We start from the raw sequence: 20,719 nt of genomic DNA, 5'->3' as shown, positions 1-20,719 counted from the left end.
GACCTGGATGAATAGAGAATGCACCATAGATCCATGATCTGTGCTAACCTCTGGTCTGTTGTGAACTGTACACGATTAATGTCTCCTTTGGTCTGGTGTAGGATCGCTCTTTCTTCTCTGCGCTCTGCATGATGTGGGACAGGTGCGTAAGTGAGCTGATGACGATACCAATGAAACCAAGTGAACGAACACTAAGGAGGAGACGATCGAACATGAGTACAGGAAATCAAACGGGACAACAAGCGATGGAACAGGAACATAACGGTCAGCCGGTGGAAAAGGAAACAGGAGCGGCCGGACGGATTCAGCCCTTTCCGGGCAGCCGCAAAGTCTACATTCAGGGCTCACGGCCGGACATAGCTGTACCGGAGCGTGAGATAGCCCTTCATGACACGAATACTCCCCAAGGGGTGGAGCATAACGAACCGCTGCGTGTCTACGATACGAGCGGCCCCATGACCGATCCCGCATTTCATGCGGATATCCGTGCAGGTCTGCCAGCTCTGCGCACCCGTTGGATCACAGAGCGTGGTGATGTCGAAGCTTATCAGGGCCGTACGGTTAAACCGGAGGATAACGGACTGAAGCCCGGAGGGAAGAGAGCTGGCGCCGAAGAATATCCCGGACTACGTGGCAAACCGCTGCGGGCACAGCCAGGACGCTGTGTGACCCAGATGCACTACGCGAGGCAGGGCATGATTACACCAGAGATGGAGTATGCCGCTATCCGTGAAGGCGTGGAACCGGAATTCGTGCGGCAGGAGCTGGCGAGTGGACGGGCTATTCTGCCCTCCAACATTAACCACCCGGAGAGTGAGCCGATGTTGATTGGTCGTCATTTTCACGTGAAGATCAATGCCAATATCGGCAATTCCGCTGTATCTTCCTCCATCGAGGAAGAAGTCGAGAAGATGACCTGGGCGGTACGATGGGGATCGGATACGGTGATGGATCTGTCCACAGGCAAAAACATTCATACGACCCGGGAATGGATCATCCGCAATTCACCTGTGCCGATTGGTACGGTGCCTCTCTATCAGGCGCTGGAGAAGGTGAATGGCGAAGCGGAAGCGCTGACCTGGGAGTTGTACCGTGATACGCTCATAGAGCAGGCAGAGCAGGGTGTGGATTACTTTACGATTCATGCAGGCGTGCTGCTGCGTTACATTCCGATGACCGCCAAGCGGATGACAGGCATTGTGTCCCGGGGCGGTTCCATTATGGCAGCATGGTGCCTGGCGCATCATCAGGAGAATTTTTTGTACACCCATTTTGAAGAAATCTGCGAAATTATGAAAAGGTATGATGTGGCGTTCTCGCTGGGAGATGGACTTCGTCCAGGCAGTATCTACGATGCCAATGACGAAGCACAGATGGCGGAGCTTGCTACACTTGGGGAACTGACCCAGATTGCGTGGAAGCATGATGTGCAGGTGATGATCGAAGGCCCGGGTCATGTACCCATGCATAAGATCAAGGAGAATGTAGATCTTCAGATGGAGATATGCCAAGAAGCACCGTTCTACACACTGGGGCCACTGACGACCGACATTGCCCCGGGATACGATCATATTACGTCCGCTATTGGTGCGGCCATGATAGGTTGGTTCGGTACATCCATGCTCTGTTACGTTACGCCAAAAGAACATTTGGGGCTTCCCAACAAGGATGATGTGCGCGAAGGGGTTATTGCCTACAAGATCGCGGCCCATGCCGCGGATCTGGCGAAAGGACATCCGCGTGCCCAGCGCCGGGATGATGCACTTTCCAAGGCACGCTTCGAGTTCCGCTGGCGGGATCAGTTCAACCTGTCACTGGACCCGGAACGGGCATTATCTTACCATGATGAGACGTTACCGGCAGAAGGTGCCAAAGAAGCCCATTTCTGCTCGATGTGCGGACCAAAGTTCTGTAGCATGCGCATTACGCAGGACATTCGTGCCTTTGCGGCGGACAATGGATTGTCCGAGAATGAGGCTGTAGCAGCGGGTATGCAGGAAAAGGCAGAAGAGTATCGGGCACGTTCCTAAGTGCAGGTACAGCGCAAGCTGGGAAGTCTGACATCATTTGAAGGTGAGCATACTGCTATTATATCTTCTTTGTCTTATTGATCAGCTTCCTGATACTTTTTATCAGTATTATGGTTGATTGTCTGACAGATGTTTAATAAAATGAATGTAAGTAAACACAAATAGGAGTAGCCAGGCCAATGGCTACTCCTGCACAGCATTTTGCGGTGGGTATTCCTCCGAGTGCAGCAAGTTCAGATGAAGTGACCCGTCAGGCCGTCAACCTGTGGCGGGTCACTTCTTTTTACGATCGATGTATGTCAGGAGCGCAATAATTAACATCGCGAACACGATTACGTCGTTAAAAGAGAAGTTCATAGGATCACCTCCCACTGGAGGCAAGCCTATTTCCCACCACAAATTGGCTGTACATAGTGATTATACCATTTGAAATGCTCTTCTTCGAGAGCATTTTTATTTTGCAAAAGGAGCCTAGCATTCACTTTTTTACATGTTTTTATTGATTGTATGTCTCACTCCAAATCAAGCCACTACTGTCGAGTCACTCCCAAATTCATCTCCAAATACGCCGCAAGCAATGCCAATGGGCTATGGATCGCAATGCCTGTGTCTGCTGTAACCTGTGCGGCTGCGGGAGCCATGGACAGTTGGGCTGCCACTACCATTGTACCCGGATGCTGCTCAGCAATCTGCTGTAATCCTTCACGTACCGCTTCGAGATACCCTTGCCGATCTCCACGCATAATCAACTCAAATGTCCCAGGGATGCATACCGCTTCCGTCTGATATGTCTTGGCAACGTGTAGTTGCCCTTTCTCATCTTCTTGCTGTAAAGCCCGTTTCACCCGTACCATCGTTCCTTCAATGGTTGCCGGGTTAGTGAAGGCTATTATGCAATCTCCCTTTACTCGCCGCATCTCCTGCAATAGCGGATCATCTATGCCAATCACAGGCACAGGGATCTGCGTGGCTTCCTGCTCCAGTACTGTCGCAAACAGGGTACACGTGACCAGAATGGCATCGGCATGACACTCGGCGATCCATCGGAGCGTCTGGGCTACTTTCTCGTGGATGACGACATCAGAAAAATCAGCGTCATGTTTAAGACGATCCAGACCTGGATCGACGTAATGGACCAATTCAACTTCATAAGCAGCAAGCGTCTCTTCAATTAAAGCAATGTTGGAATAGTGAGCGTGAAAACAACCGATGGTGATCATTTGCTAAATCCCCTTTTCCAGTTCGTATGTGTCATGGATCTCGTAGATATTTAAATCATTATAGAAACATGCCTGAGAACTGTACAGTTGTTTGCTGCTCAACGCCAATAACCGCCCTCCCGCCAAGCTGCGGAAAGACGGTTTCGAAATGGCAATCGTCAGGTATCCGTTTTATCTAAGGGAAGGAGAAGCGGTTTTCTTCGCCATTTTTTGCTGTAAAATTTCATGAAAGGATAGACCTTGAGTGTTCTCATTTTCCTTTTTGGGTGCAGTGGTCGCCGTGTTGCGCGGATATTGGTGGTGATACGGGATCATTTGCTGAATAGGCATGCGGATCATCTTGGTTCCTCCTTACGTGCATGATGGACATGCATCGGTTGTTTATATGTATTTTCAACAGTAGTTTTGTTGGTCGAAATAAAATGAATTCACCCTGTACGCATATAGGTACTATGACTTGTTATATGAAGAAGCGGGAATTGAATCGTAATTCCGACTCGGATGTAGTGATTTTACCCAGTATTCAGAAGATGTAAACGGTTTTAGGGAAATTCAGGAATAAAGAACCTGATATGAAAGGCGGGATGTGGGAGCATGGTATCGGTTGTTATGCGAATGGTCCTAATTTTAGGGAAGTCAATGGTGCTTGCCTCTAAGGCATATGTCCAAGTGACTAGGTATGGTATATGCTAACTAACTTGGTCCTATGGTCGGGGTATAGTGCTCATAAAATGTAAAAAAAAGCTGCCAAGACCTCTTGGCAGCTACAGATTTTCTCATTTAATTAATTCTGTTACCTGCGTTCTTTTACCGCAATATATACATCCACCTGTGTATGCTCCGGGTCTAAACTCCGCTCATCGTAGTACTCAAAATCTCCCGTAAATGTGCGGTCACTCTGATGGCTCCACGCCCATACTGCTTCCCACACTTCACTGACCACTTCAACCATCGGTCCGGTTCTCGAAGTAAACACTGCATAAGTAGCAGGAGGTAGCTGCACCTCATCGAATCCTTCAGGCAGCAGTTCACTCTCACCGACTTCATGTCCGATCAAAATGGTATATTCACCAACAATGCCATCCGCGTAATCCGTGTAACAGCCGTAGCGGGCAGCTTCAGCAGCCGGAATATGTTCGGAGGCAAAATAACGCCCCCATAACGCACCGATGCTGCCTTGGCCGCTCATCTCAATCGCGTTGGTCGTACGTGCGGACAGTCCGGCTAGGCGTTTGCCCGGAAGGGTGACATAACGAACGGGTTCCCCGGCAAGCAAAGCATCGTTAACCGCAGAAGAAGCGTCAGATGACGGTGCTCCTGCATGAATAGGTGCATTAGCGACAGTCGCTTTCCCGTCCTGACCGTTCCCTACATTTCCTTCATTACGCCAGCGTTTCAAAAAGGGCAGTTGATTGCGTAACATCGAGCGAGCAGATTCCTCATCCATGCCTTCTTCCTTCAGAATGGTGGTGCACATCTCCGTCATGGCTTCAAGCGAAATTCCTGGCTGTGCAAACTTGCCATCCTTGTAACAATATATGCAGTATTCGCGGGTTGTACTGCCATCCATTTCTGTGCCGAATTGATCGGTACTTGTAAGTGGCATTCCACAGCTTTGACATACCGTAACGTTCATGTTTCATTCCTCCTTGGGTATATATGCAACTTCAACCTGAACATATTTGAAGTATACGGGGAGGAACTGGACAACAGTCTGTCAGGTTTGAGCGGAGGTTTTATAAGTTTGAACAATTTGTTCGGCTATACGGCACACGTTATCCCGAATATGTAAGGGTTCCAGCACCTCTACATCCGCTCCAAACCCCAAGATGAAGCCATACAGCCAGTTATCTTCTGGAAAAGCGAGCTGGCTGATATAATACCCGTTCCCATCAGGCAATACATTTTCAATACCGAACCATTCTTCCGCAAGATGACGGATACGGGCATGGAATCTCAGGGTAATCCCAATCTGGTTGTCTGGCCGACTCCATTCCTGCTGCCACGGCCGGTCTTGAAGGTTGATGGATTTTCGTTCAAAGTGTTCTGCCCCAAGAGAGACCTCTTTCATACGAACCAGCTTGAACATGCGGAATTCATTTCGTTCATGGCAAAAAGCATACAGATACCACGCGTGCCTCTTCAGCACAAGCGTGTGGGGTTCAACTGTACGATAGGTCTGTGCACCTTCGGCGCTGCAATAGGCAAAATAAATGCATTGAAGCTGATCGATCCCCTGATCAATAACTTTTAATTTCTGTTGCAGCGCTTCAGGGTGCGTCCACGTGGAATGATCCACGATGAATCGGTGCGTGCTGGCTTGAAAATCTTCATTTTTGGCTTCCGGAACGATACTGCTTAGCTTTTCCACCAACAGTTCACGTGCAGCATTTGTATGTGAGGTGGATATGCTGCGCAGGGCGGTGACGATGGAAACAAGATCCTTGTCGGTTAACAGATTGCGATCCAGACGATACCCTTCGGCTAGCCCGATGCCTCCGCTTGCTCCCTGATAGGTCACGACTGGAATTCCGGCTTGTCCCAATGTGTCGATATCCCGATAGATCGTACGGATGGAAACTTCAAACATATCGGCCAGGTCTTTTGCCTGTAATCGCCCCCGGTTGATAAGCAATACAACGATGGCTAACAAACGCTCCAGTTTCATAGTTTAATGTCCTCTCCGTTAAAGTGTAAAAGAAAAGTCCAACTTATATAACATTGCTTTCAATTGTTTATCTGGTAGTTATCTGTTAGATTCATAGGTGTTATATTGCCCAGCATCCCATATAGGAGTGAAATAAGCAATGAAGCGAATTACGATTCTGATTGCGGACGATGAAGTAGAGATCGCGGATCTGGTGGCTTTACATTTACAAAAAGAAGGCTATCATACCGTCAAAGCATCTGACGGACAGTCAGCACTACAGGTGATTCAGACACATGCCATTGATTTGGCCGTACTGGACATTATGATGCCGGGTATGGACGGGTATGAGGTGACCCGTAAAATACGGGAGCAGCATCATTTTCCGATCATTTTCCTGAGTGCCAAAACCTCGGACATGGATAAAATTACGGGGCTTGTGATGGGTGCCGATGATTATATGACCAAACCGTTTAACCCGATGGAACTTGTAGCACGCGTGAATTCTCAATTGCGGCGTTCATTGCAATTCAGCCAGTCTACAGCGGCGGTTCAGCGCTCGATTTTGGAAAAAGGCGGACTTGTCATTGCACCGGAGCAGCATAGCGTGACGCTTTACGGTAAACCGCTGGAGTTAACACCGAAGGAATTTGATATTTTAGTGCTGCTCGCGAGCAATCCAAAACAGGTATTCAGCGCAGAAAGCATTTTTGAAAAGGTATGGGGAGAGGCTTATTTCGAAAGTGGCAATACCGTTATGGTCCATATTCGGACACTGCGCAAGAAGCTCGGAGAAGATGTGGACAAGAATAAGTTTATCAAAACCATCTGGGGTGTGGGGTACACGTTCAATGACTAAACGCAGAAGCTTTCGCACAACGATGATTATGCTGCTCGGTCTGAGCATGCTGTCTTCTGGCGCCGTAACATTTATCGTGTACAGGCTGTTGCAGATGTATTATGCAGGGGTCAGGAGAGAGGATCCGCTGGCGGAATATCGTAATATTATGAGAAGTATTGGCGATATATATGTTTTTATGCTGCTTTTCATCCCGCTTGCGATTTTATTTTTCTACTTGTTTACGAGACCTTATGTTACGTATTTCAAAGAGATTTCCGCAGGCATTAATCACTTGGCCAATGGAGATTTTCAGCATCGTGTGCAGATCTCCTCGAAGGACGAGTTAGGTACGATTGCGGAGGATGTGAATCTGGCAAGTGAGAAGCTGAGGGAAGCGGTGGAACGAGGTGATTTTGCCGAGACCAGCAAAGACCAGCTCATTGTAAACCTTGCGCATGATCTGCGTACACCGTTAACCTCCGTGCTGGGCTATCTGGATCTTCTGATGAAGGATGAGCAATTGACGGAGGAGCAGGTGCGGCACTTTACATCGATTGCATTCACCAAATCACAGCGTCTGGAGAAGTTGATTGATGATTTGTTCGAAATTACCCGCATGAATTATGGCATGTTGCCTATAAATAAAACACGGCTGGATCTTAGCGAACTGCTGAAGCAGATGAACGAAGAACTCTATCCTGTATTTGAAAAGAACCAACTAGCCGCACGACTACAAATAGACACTGACCTTACGGTCTCCGGTGATGGCGAGTTGTTGGCACGTGTGTTCGAGAATCTGCTGATTAACGCTGCACGGCACGGCAAGGATGGCATGTACGTCGATATTAACGGATATCAGGATGCAGAACAGATCATCATCCAGGTGATTAATTATGGTGGACATATTCGTCCGGAGGAATTGCCGCATATCTTCGATATGTATTACACCGGAGATCGCGCCAGGACCCCTCAAGAGGGTGGGACAGGTCTTGGCTTATTTATTGCTCGCAATATTGTAGAGCAGCATGACGGTACGATCTCGGCTCAGAGCGACGTGGTACGGACGTTATTCGAAGTTCGTTTGCCCGTATTCCGATAAGGCTCGACGTTAAATTTAAGAAAAACTTTAAAATTGCCCTGCTTTTTCTTTAACTTGTGTTGTCTATCCTTGATGTATGAGGTAAAAGGAGGAACAAGTATGAAAAAGTGGGGCTTTTTGATATGTATCATTTTGATCGGATATATTGTTACGCAATCACCGGGATGGATTCAGCAGAAGGATGAGCTGCCCATCGAGATTCAGAATACGCGTGAAAATCCCGCAGGTTATACGGTATCCGTCACAGGAAATATTCAGGATCAGGTACATAAGGGCAATTTGTTACTGGTTAATAAGCAATACCCCGTTCACGAGGAGGGGATTAGATCCGATATTGTATATGTGGCGGATGAGGATGATCTGCTTCGTGGATATGGAATAATGGATCGGAAAATCATGTTGTCCCGACTGGTGGCGCAGGAGTTTCAGAAGATGGTTGAGGCAGCAGGGGAAGAGGGAGTTCGATATTTTCTCATGAGCAGTGGGTACAGGGACTTTGAGAAGCAGGACGAGCTATATCAGGAAATGGGATCAGACTATGCACTTCCTGCAGGTCACAGTGAGCATAATCTTGGCTTATCCCTGGATGTCGGTTCAAGTCTGGCTGCCATGAATGAAGCACCGGAGGGTGACTGGCTGGAGAAAAATGCATGGAAATACGGATTTATCTTGCGTTACCCGAAAGATAAAGTAAGCATCACGGGTATTCAATATGAACCATGGCACTTTCGGTATGTGGGGTTGCCCCACAGTGCGATCATGCATAAGAACAATCTGGTACTGGAGGAGTACCTTGATATGTTGAAGGAGAAGGAGAACATCTCTGTTGAAGTAGAGGATGAGACGTATCATATCCGCTATTATCGGGCCACTGGAGATACGACTGTATACATACCTGAGCACGGCGAAACTGAAATATCGGGTGACAACATGGATGGCGTCATCGTCACCGTTAAGAAATAACAGGGCAACATAAGGGGGCCAAACCACATGAAACACAACAACCAGAAGAAAAGCAAACATAACATCCTTTGGACTGCCGTGTTCATTATCTATTTATATCTGCTGACGAAGCTGATCCTGTTCAAAGGAAATCCAGTCGACGTTGGCATCGTGAAGGTCCAACTTATGGCATTCTTGCAACAACCGGGTCTGATCCATACCCGAACCGTCAACCTGACGCCATTTCAGGAAATATCACGAGACTGGAACAGCCTGTCGTTACATCGTCCGGGTACTGCAATCCATCTGGCAGGGAATATTCTGGCCTTTATCCCGCTCGGCATCTTCATTCCTGTGTTGACGGGCAACAAGTTGTTCTCTGGAGTAAAGGTGTTCCTGCTGTCCCTATTGCTCAGTCTGGGCTATGAAGTGACACAGTTAGTGACGGGCATGGGCATATTTGATGTGGATGATCTGATGCTTAATACGCTCGGCGGCTTGATTGGATATATTGTTTTTACCATGGCTATGGGTCTGAAAAAGGTGCTGGTGGGAGGAGAATCCCGCGAGACGACGAAGTTAACCTCTAAGGAGAGTCACGTGTAAGGAGGGAATACGTTGATTATCATCGCGATACTGTTCATTAGCGTAGGGCTAATGTTTCTCGTGTATCCACACAAGGTAACGGATGCTTCGGAGAAACAGATTACGGAGCGATTGATCATGTCTAGATGGGTCGGAGGCTCGTTAATTGCTCTGTCGTGTCTGTTTCTGATCATGGGTACGATTCAATTGTTCGATCAAGCCTCACATCACATCGGGCATTAGCAGGCAGTTGGCCTTGAAGCAACGGAAAATACACACATACTGAAACCAAAGGCTCTCCATCACTGTGCAGATTGCACGTTACGGGGAGTTTTTTGTTGTTTCATAAGGTATCGAATTTAGCATAGGACCAGTGAACTTTGCGAGTAACATCGCAAATGAGGTAGAGTAGAGATGATGCGTTAGTGCTTATTCCTTACAAAAAAGGAGGACATACATTGTATTTATTAGCTAAAGAACTAGCAGGAACCATGAAAGCCATTATGCAAATTGAAAGCGAAATTGCTGAAGCTAAGAATAATCAACAGGCTGAAGAGATCATACTTGGTATCGAAGAGAGAAGATCGGCTTTAATAAATAATGTCACACGTGATGAATTAATGGTCATTCAAACAGTGATGAACGTAGGAAGGTCAGAAAGAGGGGATCGTTATCATTTTAATTCGGAAGACGTTGAGATTATTAACCTTCCCATTGAGTTAAACGAGCATGAGTTGATGCAGAAATATTCCTATTATCTGATACATAAAACCAAAGAGGAATTAGCACATGGAATTGAATATCATACGCTTGTGTCATCATTTCTAAAAGAAGGTATAGAGATCTTAAAACTCTAGACCGTTACCCGACATGCTGATAGGAGGCCTGCAAGATGATAATGAAAATTTCGTATTATACGCCAGATGGTTTCTACTATTATGTCCCCGATCAATATGCAGAGAAGATGGAACAGTGGAGAATTGAATTTTCAGATTTTTTGCAGAGTATAGAGGGGAAACATCCATTCACACAATACATGGAGTCCATTAATTATGAGGGTGAGCTGGAATATGCCGTTTTTGTAAGATGCTACGGAGGAGATGAGTTTGTAGACTGGATTAACGTGGAAAAAATAAACTGCAGAGGGCTATACCGCATTTCTGCACCAGCTGATGATTCAGAAGTTGGATTGAAAATTGATTTTTGAACTTATCCTTATTATAAAAAGCAAAGCAAAAAAAGCTCCCCATCACGTGCTGATTGCACGTAATGGGGAGCTTTTTGTATAACTTCATTACATTAATGAGTCATGTCATTAAGCTTTTTTCATCATTTGACGCAATACGGTTTGCAGGATACCGCCGTTATGGTAGTAATCCACGTCAACCATGCTGTCCAGACGAGCGATAACAGGGAAGTCGAACTGTGTACCGTCTTCACGAGTTACGGTTACTTTCAACTCTTGTCCTGGCTTCACATCATTGCTAAGGCCAGTAATGTCATACGTTTCACGTCCGTTCAGACCAAGGCTGGACCAGCCATGACCTTCCTGGAATTGCAATGGCATTACGCCCATGCCGACCAGGTTACTACGGTGAATCCGCTCGAAGCTTTCTGCGATAACGGCTTTGACGCCGAGCAGGAATGTTCCTTTTGCCGCCCAGTCACGGGAGCTTCCTGTACCATACTCTTTACCAGCGATAACGATCAGGTTCTGTCCTTCATCCTGATACTTCATGGAAGCATCGTAGATGGACATTTCTTCGTCCGTTGGCAGGTACTTCGTGATACCGCCCTCGGTGCCCGGAGCCACCTGGTTACGAATACGAATGTTGGCAAACGTACCACGCATCATGACTTCATGGTTACCACGACGTGAACCGTAGGAGTTGAAGTCTTTGCGCTCTACGCCATGCTCTTTCAGGTACAGTCCAGCCGGGCTGGATACGGCAATATTACCTGCTGGCGAGATGTGATCCGTTGTTACGGAATCCGCAAGCAATGCCATAACGCGTGCAGAACGGATATCTGCGATATCGTTCAACTTGTCGCCAAGCTCCTGGAAGAACGGAGGATTCTGAATGTATGTGGAGTTCGGATCCCACTCGTACAATTCGCCTTCCGGTACAGAGATCGCATTCCAACGCTCGTTGGCTGTAAATACGTTCTCGTACTTGTTGCGGAACATCTGAGCGTTCAGGGAACTAGCGATGGTATCCTTGATTTCCTCGGAGCTAGGCCAGAGGTCTTTCAGGAATACAGGCTCATTGTTCGTATCATAACCGATTGGATCGGTTTCAAAGTCAATATTCACAGTACCTGCAAGTGCATATGCCACAACGAGTGGTGGGGATGCCAGGTAGTTGGCCTTAACTTGTGCATGCACACGGCCTTCGAAGTTACGGTTACCGGACAATACAGCCGCTACGGTCATATCGTTCTCAGCAATAGCTTCGCTCACTTCGTCCGGCAGTGGGCCGGAGTTACCGATGCAAGTCGCACAGCCGTAGCCGGCAACGTTGAATCCGAGTTGGTCGAGATACGTGATCAGACCTGCTTTTTCCAGGTACTCGGTAACAACAAGGGAACCTGGTGTCAGACTGCTTTTCACATATCCTGGTTTGGTCAGGCCGCGTTCAACTGCTTTTTTCGCCAGCAGTCCCGCTCCAACCATAACACTTGGATTCGAAGTGTTCGTACAACTTGTGATCGCCGCGATCACAACAGCGCCAGCTTTCAGTTCACTGGTGGAACCGTTAGGGTGCGTCACAGGTACCGTTTGCTCAATTTTCTCATCGCTCAGCCCGTAACCACCTTTATCTACAGGTGTGCGGATGATGCTATTGAAGCTTTCTTTCATTTGTGTCAGCTCGATGCGATCCTGTGGACGTTTTGGTCCTGCAAGACTTGGTACAACAGAGCCGAGATCCAGTTCAATCACATCTGTGAATTCAGGGTCAACGGTGCTGGAAGTACGGAACATGCCTTGAGCTTTGTAATAAGCTTCAACCAATTCAACCTGTTCGTCAGGACGACCAGTACTGCGCAGGTAGTTCAATGTTTCGCTATCTACAGGGAAGAAACCGATCGTTGCGCCGTACTCTGGTGCCATGTTGGCTACTGTTGCACGGTCAGCCAGACCGATGTTGGCAAGACCTGGTCCGTAGAACTCTACGAATTTACCAACAACGCCTTTTTTACGAAGCAATTGGGTAACGGTCAGTGCCAGATCCGTTGCTGTTGCGCCTTCACTCAGGCTGCCTGTCAGTTTGAAACCGATAACGTCCGGTGTTACAAAGTAAAGCGGTTGGCCCAGCATACCTGCTTCGGCCTCGATTCCACCAACACCCCAGCCAACAACGCCAAGTCCGTTGATCATGGTGGTGTGGGAGTCTGTACCTACGAGGGAATCCGGGAATACAACGGTCTCGCCGTCAACGGTTTTTGTTGCTGCCACAGAAGCGAGATACTCCAGGTTAACCTGGTGAACGATCCCTGTGGATGGTGGAACTGCACGGAAGTTGTTGAATGCCGTTTGCGCCCAACGCAAGAAGCGATAACGCTCTTCATTACGCTCGAACTCAACTTTGATATTGTAATCAAGAGCATCGTTGGTACCAAAAGCATCAACCATAACGGAGTGGTCGATAACGAGGTCGACTGGTACGAGTGGGTTGATCTGTTTTGGATCGCCACCTGCTTTTTTCACGGTATCACGCATTGCAGCGAGGTCAACGACAACCGGTACTCCGGTGAAATCCTGCAGAACGATACGTGCAGGGATGAATGGAATTTCCTTGTTATTATCACGGCCATCTGCCCAGCCGGTCAGTTGTTTTACATGTTCTTCGGTAATGGCACGTCCGTCGAATTGACGAATTGCTGCTTCAAGCAACACTTTAATGGAGAAAGGAAGCCTGGAAAGATCGCCGTGGCCGTTTTCCTGAAGAGCATCGAGACTGTAGTAGCGGTAAGACTTGCCTCCAACCTCAAGACTGCGAGCGGCGGAGAAATGATTCTTTGCTGACATACATGTACCTCCTTGGGATGTGTCGGTGAGATGAAGAAAACGTTCATTTAGGTGAAGAACAGGCCTTCATCGTTCCGTGTTCTTGTTTGTTAGTTTCATCTGATGAAACGTAATTTCATAATCATGACTTTAGTTTTAAGTATACCGTTTTCACCTCCGTACGTAAAGGTCTTTTTGCCTGATCAAGCAAGCTTTTGCACCAATGAAGGCGTTTTCGTGAAGTGGGCAGGAATAAGATATCTGGTGTACCTGTATTTGCCGAATTTTGGATCTCCTTCCCGAGCCGTGTACATACAACTGAGGACCCTCTCATATGAATAGTAGGAGTTTATATACGCCATGAAATATTCCGGACAGAACTCATGCCAAAGGGGGACATAGGCTTGGAACGGGAATGGAAGAGTGCCTTATATACTTACGTGAACCAGTACAATCGCTGTGAGATCGACTACCGTCCACAGACCAGCGAACGGATCGTTACCGATCCTGACTTCGTGGTGGAACGGGGAGAGCGTATGGCAAGGCTGGATGAATGGTATCGTAAGCGGCGCGCCGTGCCTCTTCGCAGCGAGACCAGCGCCAAGCTTGTGCGCACGCTTATGGATGGACAGGAAGAAGCGGTGGTGGATGTACAATTGTACAGCAGACTGTTCTACGAAAAGAGCGGTATCACCCACCGGGAGGACCGGATTGAGCGGGAGCGGTTAACCTTTCTGCGGCAGAGTGGTGGATGGATCATTGGACGGGTCGAGCGAGAAGTGCCGGAGCGTCGCCCTGCTGGGGAAGGACGTCCGTTTCAACAAGCTGATTTTGTACAGGCGATGAATCGCCCGCTGCTGAATCGGGAAGTGTTGGGTCAAGGAAGAAGCTCAAGGCAACAATCATATCGCAGAGATCTGGCGGTCGCCTATGCAGATCGGTGGTGGAATGCGGGGAATCCGGCATTCGAGGAATTTGATGTGGATTGCACCAATTACGTGTCCCAATGTCTCTTTGCAGGGGGCGCACCCATCCACTATACTGGTAGAAGAGAAGCTGGCTGGTGGTATAAAGGGTATGTCAACGGCTCCGAAATGTGGAGTTACAGCTGGGCAGTCTCCAATAGTCTGGAGCGTTATTTATCAGGCAGCAGCTGGGGTCTGACTGCGACAGAAGTGGAGCGTCCTGAGCAGCTGATGCTCGGCGATGTCATTCTCTACGATTGGGATGGAGATGGGCGATTTCAGCACAGCACCGTTGTGACCGCATTTGATGCGGGTGGTATGCCGCTTGTTAACGCACATACGGTTAGTAGCCGTCACCGATTTTGGGATTACCGGGATTCTTACGCTTGGACGGAGCGGACGGTATACCGGCTTTTTCATATTGCAGATGAGTTTTGATGACGAAAGATTTTCGGGATGCGGTGACGCAGACATCCAGTTCCGTGTAAAATAAGATCAGATAACGCAAGCAGAATAACAAGGATGCTGAGCATGCAAGGGTGACAGCATCAGGCACAGATAATCGGAGGGTACACATGAGTATGGATAAATTAAAAGTAGGCGTCGTTTATGGCGGAAAATCAGGCGAGCATGAGGTGTCGCTGCAAACGGCGTTTGCTGTAACAAACGCATTTGATTACGAGAAGTATGAACTGGTTCCTTTTTATATCTCCAAGCAGGGGACGTGGAAAAAAGGACCTGTCATGCATGCGCCGTTTGCGCAGATTGAAGATTTGAAGCTGGAGCAATCAGCGGGTGGAACGCAGGATGCGCTGAACGCACTGTTTGGCCGTTTGTATGGCGGAGCGGAAGCGCTGGACGTGATGTTCCCTCTGCTGCATGGTACATTTGGAGAAGATGGTACCATTCAGGGCATGTTCGAGATGGCGGATATGCCATATGTAGGTGCAGGAGTACTGGCATCGGCTGGTGGTATGGACAAAGTGGTCATGAAAAAGCTGTTTGCACAGGCTGGCATTGACCAATGTGAGTTTACGTATTTTAACGCTACACAATGGAAACAGACCGAGCACGAAATGATCGTACAGGTCGAAGATCAGCTGGGATATCCTTGTTTTATCAAACCGGCAAATCTGGGCTCCAGTGTGGGCATCTCCAAAGCGCGTAACCGCGATGAGCTGAAGACAGCTGTTGAGTTCGCACTTCGGTACGATACGAAGGTTGTCATTGAGGAGTTCGTTGAAGCACGCGAAGTTGAGGTCAGTGTCCTCGGCAATGACGAGCCAATGGCTTCCGTTCCAGGCGAGATCGTATCCTCCGGTGAGTATTATGACTATGCAGCCAAGTATATTGATGGTCAATCACAGATGTTGATTCCAGCTCCACTGGACCCAGAGGCCGCAGACCGCATTCGCGAGGCAGCTCTGCAGGCGTTCCGTGCGATTGAAGGTAACGGCATTTCACGTGCGGACTTTTTCATTCGGAAAAATGACGGCGCATTGCTTATTAATGAAGTCAACACCATGCCTGGTTTCACACCATATAGCATGTATCCACTTCTTTGGCGTGAAACAGGTGTATCGTATGCCGAACTGCTGGATCGCATGATTGAGCTGGCGCTGGAGCGTTACAACCGCAAGCAGGCACTGAATTACGAGAACGGCGTACAGGCGTAGCCTGCGACCACAAGATCAGGAGGGATATGCATGGGATTTCAGACTGAATTCAATTCCGTATGCAAGTTCAAGAGTGAGCAGGAGCTGTTCGAACTGCTTGAATACGGTCGCGGCAAAATGGTCAAACAGGGCTTCCGGGTATTTCCTACCGGCCAGAAAGTGATTGCATACACACCGGATAACGTGGCTGTAGCCATCGTCAAGATCGTGGTTTCCATTGCAGAGATCAACTTCCAGGGGCAAGAGGTAACCGAGGTGGAGATGCAACTCATCCGCAAATTGACGGAGGAAGAATCACGCATCCAGACTGCCCTTGCAGATGAGATGTTCTTTGGAGAGCAAGCACAGGAATAGTTGTTGACTGTGAGTGCTGGTCGGAAGGACTGATTTGTCTGAGTACGATTATGGTCACTCTTTTAGGGTAAAACTTGGTTATATACAGTGACGGTACATCCTGACGGCTGAATATGCCTTGCGGGTTCTCCGCCCTAATAGAGAGGAAGAAATTCATGCTCGTACGCTTTGGTTACGTGGCCATGTCCGTGCTTATAGAGAACGCCTCGCCTTCCCGGACCATGACCATGTCGAGTTTTAACAAAATCGATGACAGGGAAGCAGCGATCCGCAAACTCGAACGGATTGCAGCCGAGAACCTGCACAATACATTACGATTGCTCAGACACAACAAGGGTAGCCATATTCATGTATATCGCTTCTCTTCCAAATTGATTCCACTGGCAACACACGAGGACCTGAATGACTGGGACCCGTTCCCGGCACTGAAGCAGGACTTTGCTGCCATTGGTGATTTTGTGAAGGAAAATCAGATGCGTGTGTCTTTTCATCCGGATCATTTTACCGTACTTAGTACACCCCGCGAGCAAGTTCTGCGCAACTCAATTCGCGACCTTCGTCATCATGTTCGGATGCTGGATGCCATGGGACTAAATGCCACTGCCAAGAACAATATACATATTGGTGGTGCATACGGGGACAAGCCTTCGGCGGCACTTCGTTTTGAAGAAAACTTTTTGAAGCTGGATCGGGACATCCAGGAGCGGCTGACACTCGAAAATGATGACAAAACGTTCAACGCGCCCGAGACACTGGCCGTGTGCCAGCGCCTGGGATTGCCCATGGTACTGGATATCCATCACCAGTGGGTGAACAACGAAGGGGAACAGGCATGGGATCTGTGGCCTGATATTCTAAAAACCTGGCAGTCACCGCTTGCCCAGGCAGATTCACCGGCTGATCAGCCATTACCACCCAAAATCCATGTCTCCAGTCCAAAGAGTGAAAAGGATCTGCGAGGTCATGCTGATGGCGTGGAGGTAGAGCCTGTGCTCGATTTTTTACGTCATATCGCAGCAGACACCCCAAGACTTGACGTGATGATTGAGGCTAAACGTAAGGATGAGGCTCTTGTGCAACTGATGCAGAAGCTGGCATTCTATCACGAAGAGGGCGTGGAGTGGGTGGACGAGTCTACCGTCATCATTCATCCGTAAAGCCAAAAGGGGCTTGGGCAACCAGAAACTTTACGACCTGTGGGGCGTATACTTTTAACAAGTATTTCAACTTTTCGTAGATTGATATAGAAAGTAGAGTGAACGCTTTGAATGAGAAGGAAAAGATACCTTATGTCGTGACAAGCAAAAGCTATACTGCCGTTGCCATTAATGCAGCTTCCAAAGCTGGCGAATGGATCAAAAGCCGTCTTGGGACGGTAGCTGAACTTGGCACCAAATATTCACCCCAGGATCTGGTGACCGAAGTGGATAAAGGAGCGGAGCAGATGATCCGCCGCCTGATTCTTACGCATTTCCCTCACCATGCCATTCTGGGTGAAGAAGGTGTGGAGCCGGGACCGGAAGCTTCGGCAAAAGCATTGAAAGAGGCCGAGGAAGAAGAGTTCCTCTGGATTGTTGATCCTGTGGACGGAACGACGAACTTTGTACACGGATTCCCTTTTTATTCGGTGTCCATCGCATTGGCTCATAATGGTGAAGTCATTGTTGGCGTGATATACGACCCTTCCCGTGATGAACTGTTTGTTGCGGAAAAAGGTAAAGGAGCTTACGTCCACGGTAACCGGATGCAAGTATCTGGTGAACAGGAACTGGCTCAGAGTCTGATTGCGGTTGGATTCCCGGCAGATACAACCTTTGCGTTGCCATTGAATATGGCAGCTGTGCAGGCACTTGCTCCGCAAGTTCGTAACTTGCGTGCAGGCGGATCCGCCGCCCTTCATCTGGCGTATGTTGCCGCAGGACGTCTCAGCGCCTATACCGAAGTTGGATTGAAACCGTGGGATATTGCCGCAGGTGCGCTGCTGGTCGAAGAATCCGGCGGTAAGGTAACGGATACCATCGGAACACCTTATCAACTGTCTGTGAGTCATGTGGTCGCCAGCAATGGCAAAATCCATGATGCATTAACAGGTGTGTTGAAGGAAGCAAAGGCTACCGGTCTGGAGTGAGTTTGTTTAACTCATCCATGCTTTAATTACTTTTAATTGTACATTAACGGAGGGGACAGAAAGTATCTGAAGAAGCGGGGCTAAAAGCTTTCTGAAGAAAGCTGCTTCGTAAGCATATGCTACGCCTGTAACAGCGATCGGAAGATGGTTCTGTACACGAAGTGAAAGTACAATAGTATAGGTAACGCATGTATGACTTTAATTAAAGGAGCGAGAACAATGGATGAATCCAAAGAACTGGAACGACGGCTCAGTGATATGCTGACGGAAGGGGACATGGAAGAGTCCGGCGACACCAATCAGCGTGAACGCCAGCTGATTCCTCCCAAATATGAAGTACGAATCCAGACAGAACGTGATCCAATTGTCGAGGAAACGTTAAAGTACCGGAAGATGGCACGTGAATTGGATGATCGGTATGATCGATATCTGGAGCGGGCTACCGGGAATAAACCGGAGAGCGACACGGGTCATTCGAATGCTGAGGACTCGAATAAGCCGCAATCTTAACTAATCACTGAACGTTATAGCTGTGCTTCACCAATAACAGGCTCCCCATCAGGGAGTCTGTTATTTCATGCGCGCTTCCAGCAGAGAGGACAGCGACTACTTTAAAATGATAGAATAGAGTAACACGAACCCATTGTCATTTATATATCAGTGTGAAATTATTATAGATTCACGAAAAGGAGTGTTACCCCGAATGAAGCGTAAACGTATATGGGAAAATACTGCTGCCGGTTTAACGGTAAGCATGTTGGCAGGAATGCTGCTCTTCACATCTTCTGCACTGCCTGCACATGCTGCTGACACCAAGACCGCTGTATTGCCTGTGGGTACCAACGAGGCTTCGCTGACTGCGAAGAAAGATGCAGTAGCCGTAACCAAAGAGTTACGCATCGTCACATTGGGAGATTCCATAACCGTAGGGTATGAGCCCAACACAAAAGAATTGCCTTATGGTTATGTAGAACGTCTGCAGGAGCAGGGTTTGCTGCATGGACGTACACAGGTGGATAACTACGGGATTGCGGGATTAAAAACCAGTGGCCTGAAAAACTTCACTACTGCAATTAAGGATGGCAATACGCTGACATCTGAAGCCATTCAACCAAGTCTTCCTGATCCAAGAGCGGGACAGATTGGAGCCAATACTGCTGCAATTCGCGAGGATATCGCCCAGGCGAATCTGGTTGCAATCACCATTGGGGGTAATGATGTATCGGAGCTTCTCGGTACAGCAGACAAACTGAGTGATGAGGAACTGCAAGCGAAGGTAAAAGAATTACTCGCAACATATACAGCTAATGTTAGTGCAACGATTAATGATATCCATGCAATTAATCCGACAGTTACAATTGTCATCGCCGACCAGTATCAACCGATGCCAGAAGTAGCAGGCAAGGCACTCTATGCCAAACTGATGGAGGCATCCCAAGGCTTCACTCAGACCATTGATGGCATTGCAGCACAATTCACTGCTCAGGGTACCGATGTCAAAGTTGCACACGTGGCCAAGGAGTTTGTTGGCGGTGAGGGCACGATGACTCATATGATCAAAGATCGTGATTTCCACCCCAATCAATTTGGATATGCTGCCATTGCCGAAGTATTTGCCAAAACGATCTGGGGAGATTACACCAAGCTGACTGCACCTGCCACAGGTAAACCCATGAATATTATCGTGAGTGGCAAAACATTAAATACACCATACAAACCGATTATCCGTAACGGCAAAAACTTTGTGGCGATCCAAGACATCGTAAACGCTGTAGGTGCTACTACGGTGTGGGATAACAAAACGTCAACCGCAACCATTACATATGGAGACCGGAAGGTTGCTGTGAAGATTGGTGCCAATGCTGTGAAGGTAAATGGAGCATCGGTTACTGTGGATACACCTGCATTCCTGAATAAGGTAGGCAAGGAGTCCAAAACCTATGTCCCTCTTGCCATGGTGGCTGAAGGTCTTGGCTTTGATGTGCAGTATGTAGCGAAGCTGAAAACGGTTTTTGTTAATCCGTAAAGTGTAATTCATGCTTTAGCATGGTGTTATTCAACAGCCAGAATGCCTTGATCATTTCAAGGTATTCTGGCTGTTTTGTGTTCTTTTTGAATTGCTGACACAGATGTATACCTTCTCTAATGACCTGAATTGTTGCATAAATATATCTTGTCAGATGACCAATGGATGTGTAAATATGAAAATAACTTACAATAAAC

General features: G+C 48.0%; 21 protein-coding genes. 16 read left to right on the top strand and 5 right to left on the bottom strand.

Annotated features, from left to right (window positions below; genetic code table 11):
* Window positions 1-245: 245 nt before the first annotated feature.
* Window positions 246-2,030: a phosphomethylpyrimidine synthase ThiC gene (gene thiC, locus ACE3K2_RS00270; RefSeq protein WP_421885491.1), complete on the top strand. Its 1,785-nt coding sequence runs from the start codon at window positions 246-248 to the stop codon at window positions 2,028-2,030.
* A 179-nt stretch (window positions 2,031-2,209) separates the two neighbouring features.
* Window positions 2,210-2,344 carry a hypothetical protein gene (locus ACE3K2_RS00265; RefSeq protein WP_421885361.1) on the top strand — a complete coding sequence of 45 codons (135 nt, stop codon included), beginning with the start codon at window positions 2,210-2,212 and terminating at the stop codon, window positions 2,342-2,344.
* 216 nt (window positions 2,345-2,560) lie between these two features.
* Here ACE3K2_RS00265 and ACE3K2_RS00260 read toward each other — a convergent pair whose 3' ends face one another.
* The 4 genes from ACE3K2_RS00260 to ACE3K2_RS00245 all read right to left on the bottom strand — a co-directional run bounded on the left by ACE3K2_RS00260 (window position 2,561) and on the right by ACE3K2_RS00245 (window position 5,918).
* Complete coding sequence (locus ACE3K2_RS00260; RefSeq protein WP_421885358.1) at window positions 2,561-3,250, bottom strand: hypothetical protein; 690 nt, start codon at window positions 3,248-3,250, stop codon at window positions 2,561-2,563.
* A 171-nt stretch (window positions 3,251-3,421) separates the two neighbouring features.
* A complete protein-coding gene (locus tag ACE3K2_RS00255) occupies window positions 3,422-3,589 on the bottom strand; it encodes a hypothetical protein (RefSeq protein ID WP_165980452.1) in 168 nt (55 codons plus the stop codon).
* Window positions 3,590-4,043: 454 nt separating this feature from the next.
* Window positions 4,044-4,886: a zinc ribbon domain-containing protein gene (locus tag ACE3K2_RS00250; protein ID WP_421885355.1), complete on the bottom strand. Its 843-nt coding sequence runs from the start codon at window positions 4,884-4,886 to the stop codon at window positions 4,044-4,046.
* Between the two features lie 81 nt (window positions 4,887-4,967).
* A complete protein-coding gene (locus tag ACE3K2_RS00245) occupies window positions 4,968-5,918 on the bottom strand; it encodes a helix-turn-helix transcriptional regulator (RefSeq protein ID WP_421885353.1) in 951 nt (316 codons plus the stop codon).
* A 139-nt stretch (window positions 5,919-6,057) separates the two neighbouring features.
* On the opposite strand from ACE3K2_RS00245, the gene ACE3K2_RS00240 reads away from it, so the two are divergent.
* From ACE3K2_RS00240 to ACE3K2_RS00210, 7 genes are all read left to right on the top strand, one after another.
* Entirely contained in the window at window positions 6,058-6,756 is a 699-nt protein-coding gene (locus ACE3K2_RS00240; RefSeq protein ID WP_421885351.1) for a response regulator transcription factor, read from the top strand.
* A complete protein-coding gene (locus ACE3K2_RS00235; RefSeq protein WP_421885348.1) occupies window positions 6,749-7,837 on the top strand; it encodes an ATP-binding protein in 1,089 nt (362 codons plus the stop codon). The genes ACE3K2_RS00240 and ACE3K2_RS00235 overlap by 8 nt, the downstream gene beginning before the upstream one ends.
* Window positions 7,838-7,936: 99 nt before the next feature.
* Window positions 7,937-8,800 (top strand): M15 family metallopeptidase, encoded by an 864-nt coding sequence (locus ACE3K2_RS00230; protein WP_421885345.1) that lies wholly within the window; start codon window positions 7,937-7,939, stop codon window positions 8,798-8,800.
* Window positions 8,801-8,827: 27 nt separating this feature from the next.
* Window positions 8,828-9,385 (top strand): VanZ family protein, encoded by a 558-nt coding sequence (locus tag ACE3K2_RS00225; RefSeq protein WP_421885342.1) that lies wholly within the window; start codon window positions 8,828-8,830, stop codon window positions 9,383-9,385.
* Window positions 9,386-9,397: 12 nt separating this feature from the next.
* A complete protein-coding gene (locus tag ACE3K2_RS00220) occupies window positions 9,398-9,607 on the top strand; it encodes a hypothetical protein (protein ID WP_339304239.1) in 210 nt (69 codons plus the stop codon).
* 215 nt (window positions 9,608-9,822) lie between these two features.
* Window positions 9,823-10,221 (top strand): hypothetical protein, encoded by a 399-nt coding sequence (locus ACE3K2_RS00215; protein ID WP_421885340.1) that lies wholly within the window; start codon window positions 9,823-9,825, stop codon window positions 10,219-10,221.
* Window positions 10,222-10,256: 35 nt separating this feature from the next.
* Window positions 10,257-10,571 (top strand): hypothetical protein, encoded by a 315-nt coding sequence (locus tag ACE3K2_RS00210; protein WP_421885338.1) that lies wholly within the window; start codon window positions 10,257-10,259, stop codon window positions 10,569-10,571.
* Between the two features lie 108 nt (window positions 10,572-10,679).
* Here ACE3K2_RS00210 and acnA read toward each other — a convergent pair whose 3' ends face one another.
* The gene (gene acnA, locus ACE3K2_RS00205; protein WP_421885335.1) at window positions 10,680-13,394 is read right to left on the bottom strand and encodes an aconitate hydratase AcnA; all 2,715 of its coding nucleotides are present in this window, start codon (window positions 13,392-13,394) and stop codon (window positions 10,680-10,682) included.
* A 383-nt stretch (window positions 13,395-13,777) separates the two neighbouring features.
* Here acnA and ACE3K2_RS00200 point away from each other — a divergent pair, with 383 nt between their 5' ends.
* The 7 genes from ACE3K2_RS00200 to ACE3K2_RS00170 all read left to right on the top strand — a co-directional run bounded on the left by ACE3K2_RS00200 (window position 13,778) and on the right by ACE3K2_RS00170 (window position 20,522).
* Window positions 13,778-14,776: an amidase domain-containing protein gene (locus ACE3K2_RS00200; protein ID WP_370511462.1), complete on the top strand. Its 999-nt coding sequence runs from the start codon at window positions 13,778-13,780 to the stop codon at window positions 14,774-14,776.
* Between the two features lie 137 nt (window positions 14,777-14,913).
* Window positions 14,914-16,014, top strand: coding sequence for a D-alanine--D-alanine ligase (locus tag ACE3K2_RS00195; RefSeq protein ID WP_421885332.1), 1,101 nt, complete (start codon window positions 14,914-14,916; stop codon window positions 16,012-16,014).
* Between the two features lie 30 nt (window positions 16,015-16,044).
* Window positions 16,045-16,368 carry a hypothetical protein gene (locus ACE3K2_RS00190; protein WP_062837611.1) on the top strand — a complete coding sequence of 108 codons (324 nt, stop codon included), beginning with the start codon at window positions 16,045-16,047 and terminating at the stop codon, window positions 16,366-16,368.
* 155 nt (window positions 16,369-16,523) lie between these two features.
* Window positions 16,524-17,525, top strand: a complete 1,002-nt coding sequence (uvsE, locus tag ACE3K2_RS00185) for a UV DNA damage repair endonuclease UvsE (RefSeq protein ID WP_421885329.1) — start codon at window positions 16,524-16,526, stop codon at window positions 17,523-17,525.
* 107 nt (window positions 17,526-17,632) lie between these two features.
* Window positions 17,633-18,496: an inositol monophosphatase family protein gene (locus ACE3K2_RS00180; protein ID WP_421885326.1), complete on the top strand. Its 864-nt coding sequence runs from the start codon at window positions 17,633-17,635 to the stop codon at window positions 18,494-18,496.
* A 219-nt stretch (window positions 18,497-18,715) separates the two neighbouring features.
* On the top strand, window positions 18,716-19,006 hold the full coding sequence (locus ACE3K2_RS00175; protein ID WP_421885324.1) for a hypothetical protein: 291 nt from the start codon (window positions 18,716-18,718) through the stop codon (window positions 19,004-19,006).
* A gap of 193 nt (window positions 19,007-19,199) precedes the next feature.
* Complete coding sequence (locus ACE3K2_RS00170; RefSeq protein ID WP_421885321.1) at window positions 19,200-20,522, top strand: stalk domain-containing protein; 1,323 nt, start codon at window positions 19,200-19,202, stop codon at window positions 20,520-20,522.
* Window positions 20,523-20,719 lie beyond the last annotated feature (197 nt).

It is taken from the genome of Paenibacillus sp. (assembly GCF_048976745.1).
GTDB lineage: Bacteria > Bacillota > Bacilli > Paenibacillales > Paenibacillaceae > Paenibacillus.
Note: the sequence above shows the minus strand (reverse complement) of the source record. Positions and strands in the feature narration are given on the sequence as shown.

What these genes read in the sequence shown, in the direction of transcription:
- thiC (WP_421885491.1), top strand. Translation starts at nt 246, where the DNA reads ATGGAACAGGAACATAACGGTCAGCCGGTGGAAAAGGAAACAGGAGCG.
- ACE3K2_RS00265 (WP_421885361.1), top strand. Translation starts at nt 2,210, where the DNA reads ATGGCTACTCCTGCACAGCATTTTGCGGTGGGTATTCCTCCGAGTGCA.
- ACE3K2_RS00260 (WP_421885358.1), bottom strand. Translation starts at nt 3,250, where the DNA reads ATGATCACCATCGGTTGTTTTCACGCTCACTATTCCAACATTGCTTTA.
- ACE3K2_RS00255 (WP_165980452.1), bottom strand. Translation starts at nt 3,589, where the DNA reads ATGATCCGCATGCCTATTCAGCAAATGATCCCGTATCACCACCAATAT.
- ACE3K2_RS00250 (WP_421885355.1), bottom strand. Translation starts at nt 4,886, where the DNA reads ATGAACGTTACGGTATGTCAAAGCTGTGGAATGCCACTTACAAGTACC.
- ACE3K2_RS00245 (WP_421885353.1), bottom strand. Translation starts at nt 5,918, where the DNA reads ATGAAACTGGAGCGTTTGTTAGCCATCGTTGTATTGCTTATCAACCGG.
- ACE3K2_RS00240 (WP_421885351.1), top strand. Translation starts at nt 6,058, where the DNA reads ATGAAGCGAATTACGATTCTGATTGCGGACGATGAAGTAGAGATCGCG.
- ACE3K2_RS00235 (WP_421885348.1), top strand. Translation starts at nt 6,749, where the DNA reads ATGACTAAACGCAGAAGCTTTCGCACAACGATGATTATGCTGCTCGGT.
- ACE3K2_RS00230 (WP_421885345.1), top strand. Translation starts at nt 7,937, where the DNA reads ATGAAAAAGTGGGGCTTTTTGATATGTATCATTTTGATCGGATATATT.
- ACE3K2_RS00225 (WP_421885342.1), top strand. Translation starts at nt 8,828, where the DNA reads ATGAAACACAACAACCAGAAGAAAAGCAAACATAACATCCTTTGGACT.
- ACE3K2_RS00210 (WP_421885338.1), top strand. Translation starts at nt 10,257, where the DNA reads ATGATAATGAAAATTTCGTATTATACGCCAGATGGTTTCTACTATTAT.
- acnA (WP_421885335.1), bottom strand. Translation starts at nt 13,394, where the DNA reads ATGTCAGCAAAGAATCATTTCTCCGCCGCTCGCAGTCTTGAGGTTGGA.
- ACE3K2_RS00195 (WP_421885332.1), top strand. Translation starts at nt 14,914, where the DNA reads ATGAGTATGGATAAATTAAAAGTAGGCGTCGTTTATGGCGGAAAATCA.
- ACE3K2_RS00190 (WP_062837611.1), top strand. Translation starts at nt 16,045, where the DNA reads ATGGGATTTCAGACTGAATTCAATTCCGTATGCAAGTTCAAGAGTGAG.
- uvsE (WP_421885329.1), top strand. Translation starts at nt 16,524, where the DNA reads ATGCTCGTACGCTTTGGTTACGTGGCCATGTCCGTGCTTATAGAGAAC.
- ACE3K2_RS00175 (WP_421885324.1), top strand. Translation starts at nt 18,716, where the DNA reads ATGGATGAATCCAAAGAACTGGAACGACGGCTCAGTGATATGCTGACG.
- ACE3K2_RS00170 (WP_421885321.1), top strand. Translation starts at nt 19,200, where the DNA reads ATGAAGCGTAAACGTATATGGGAAAATACTGCTGCCGGTTTAACGGTA.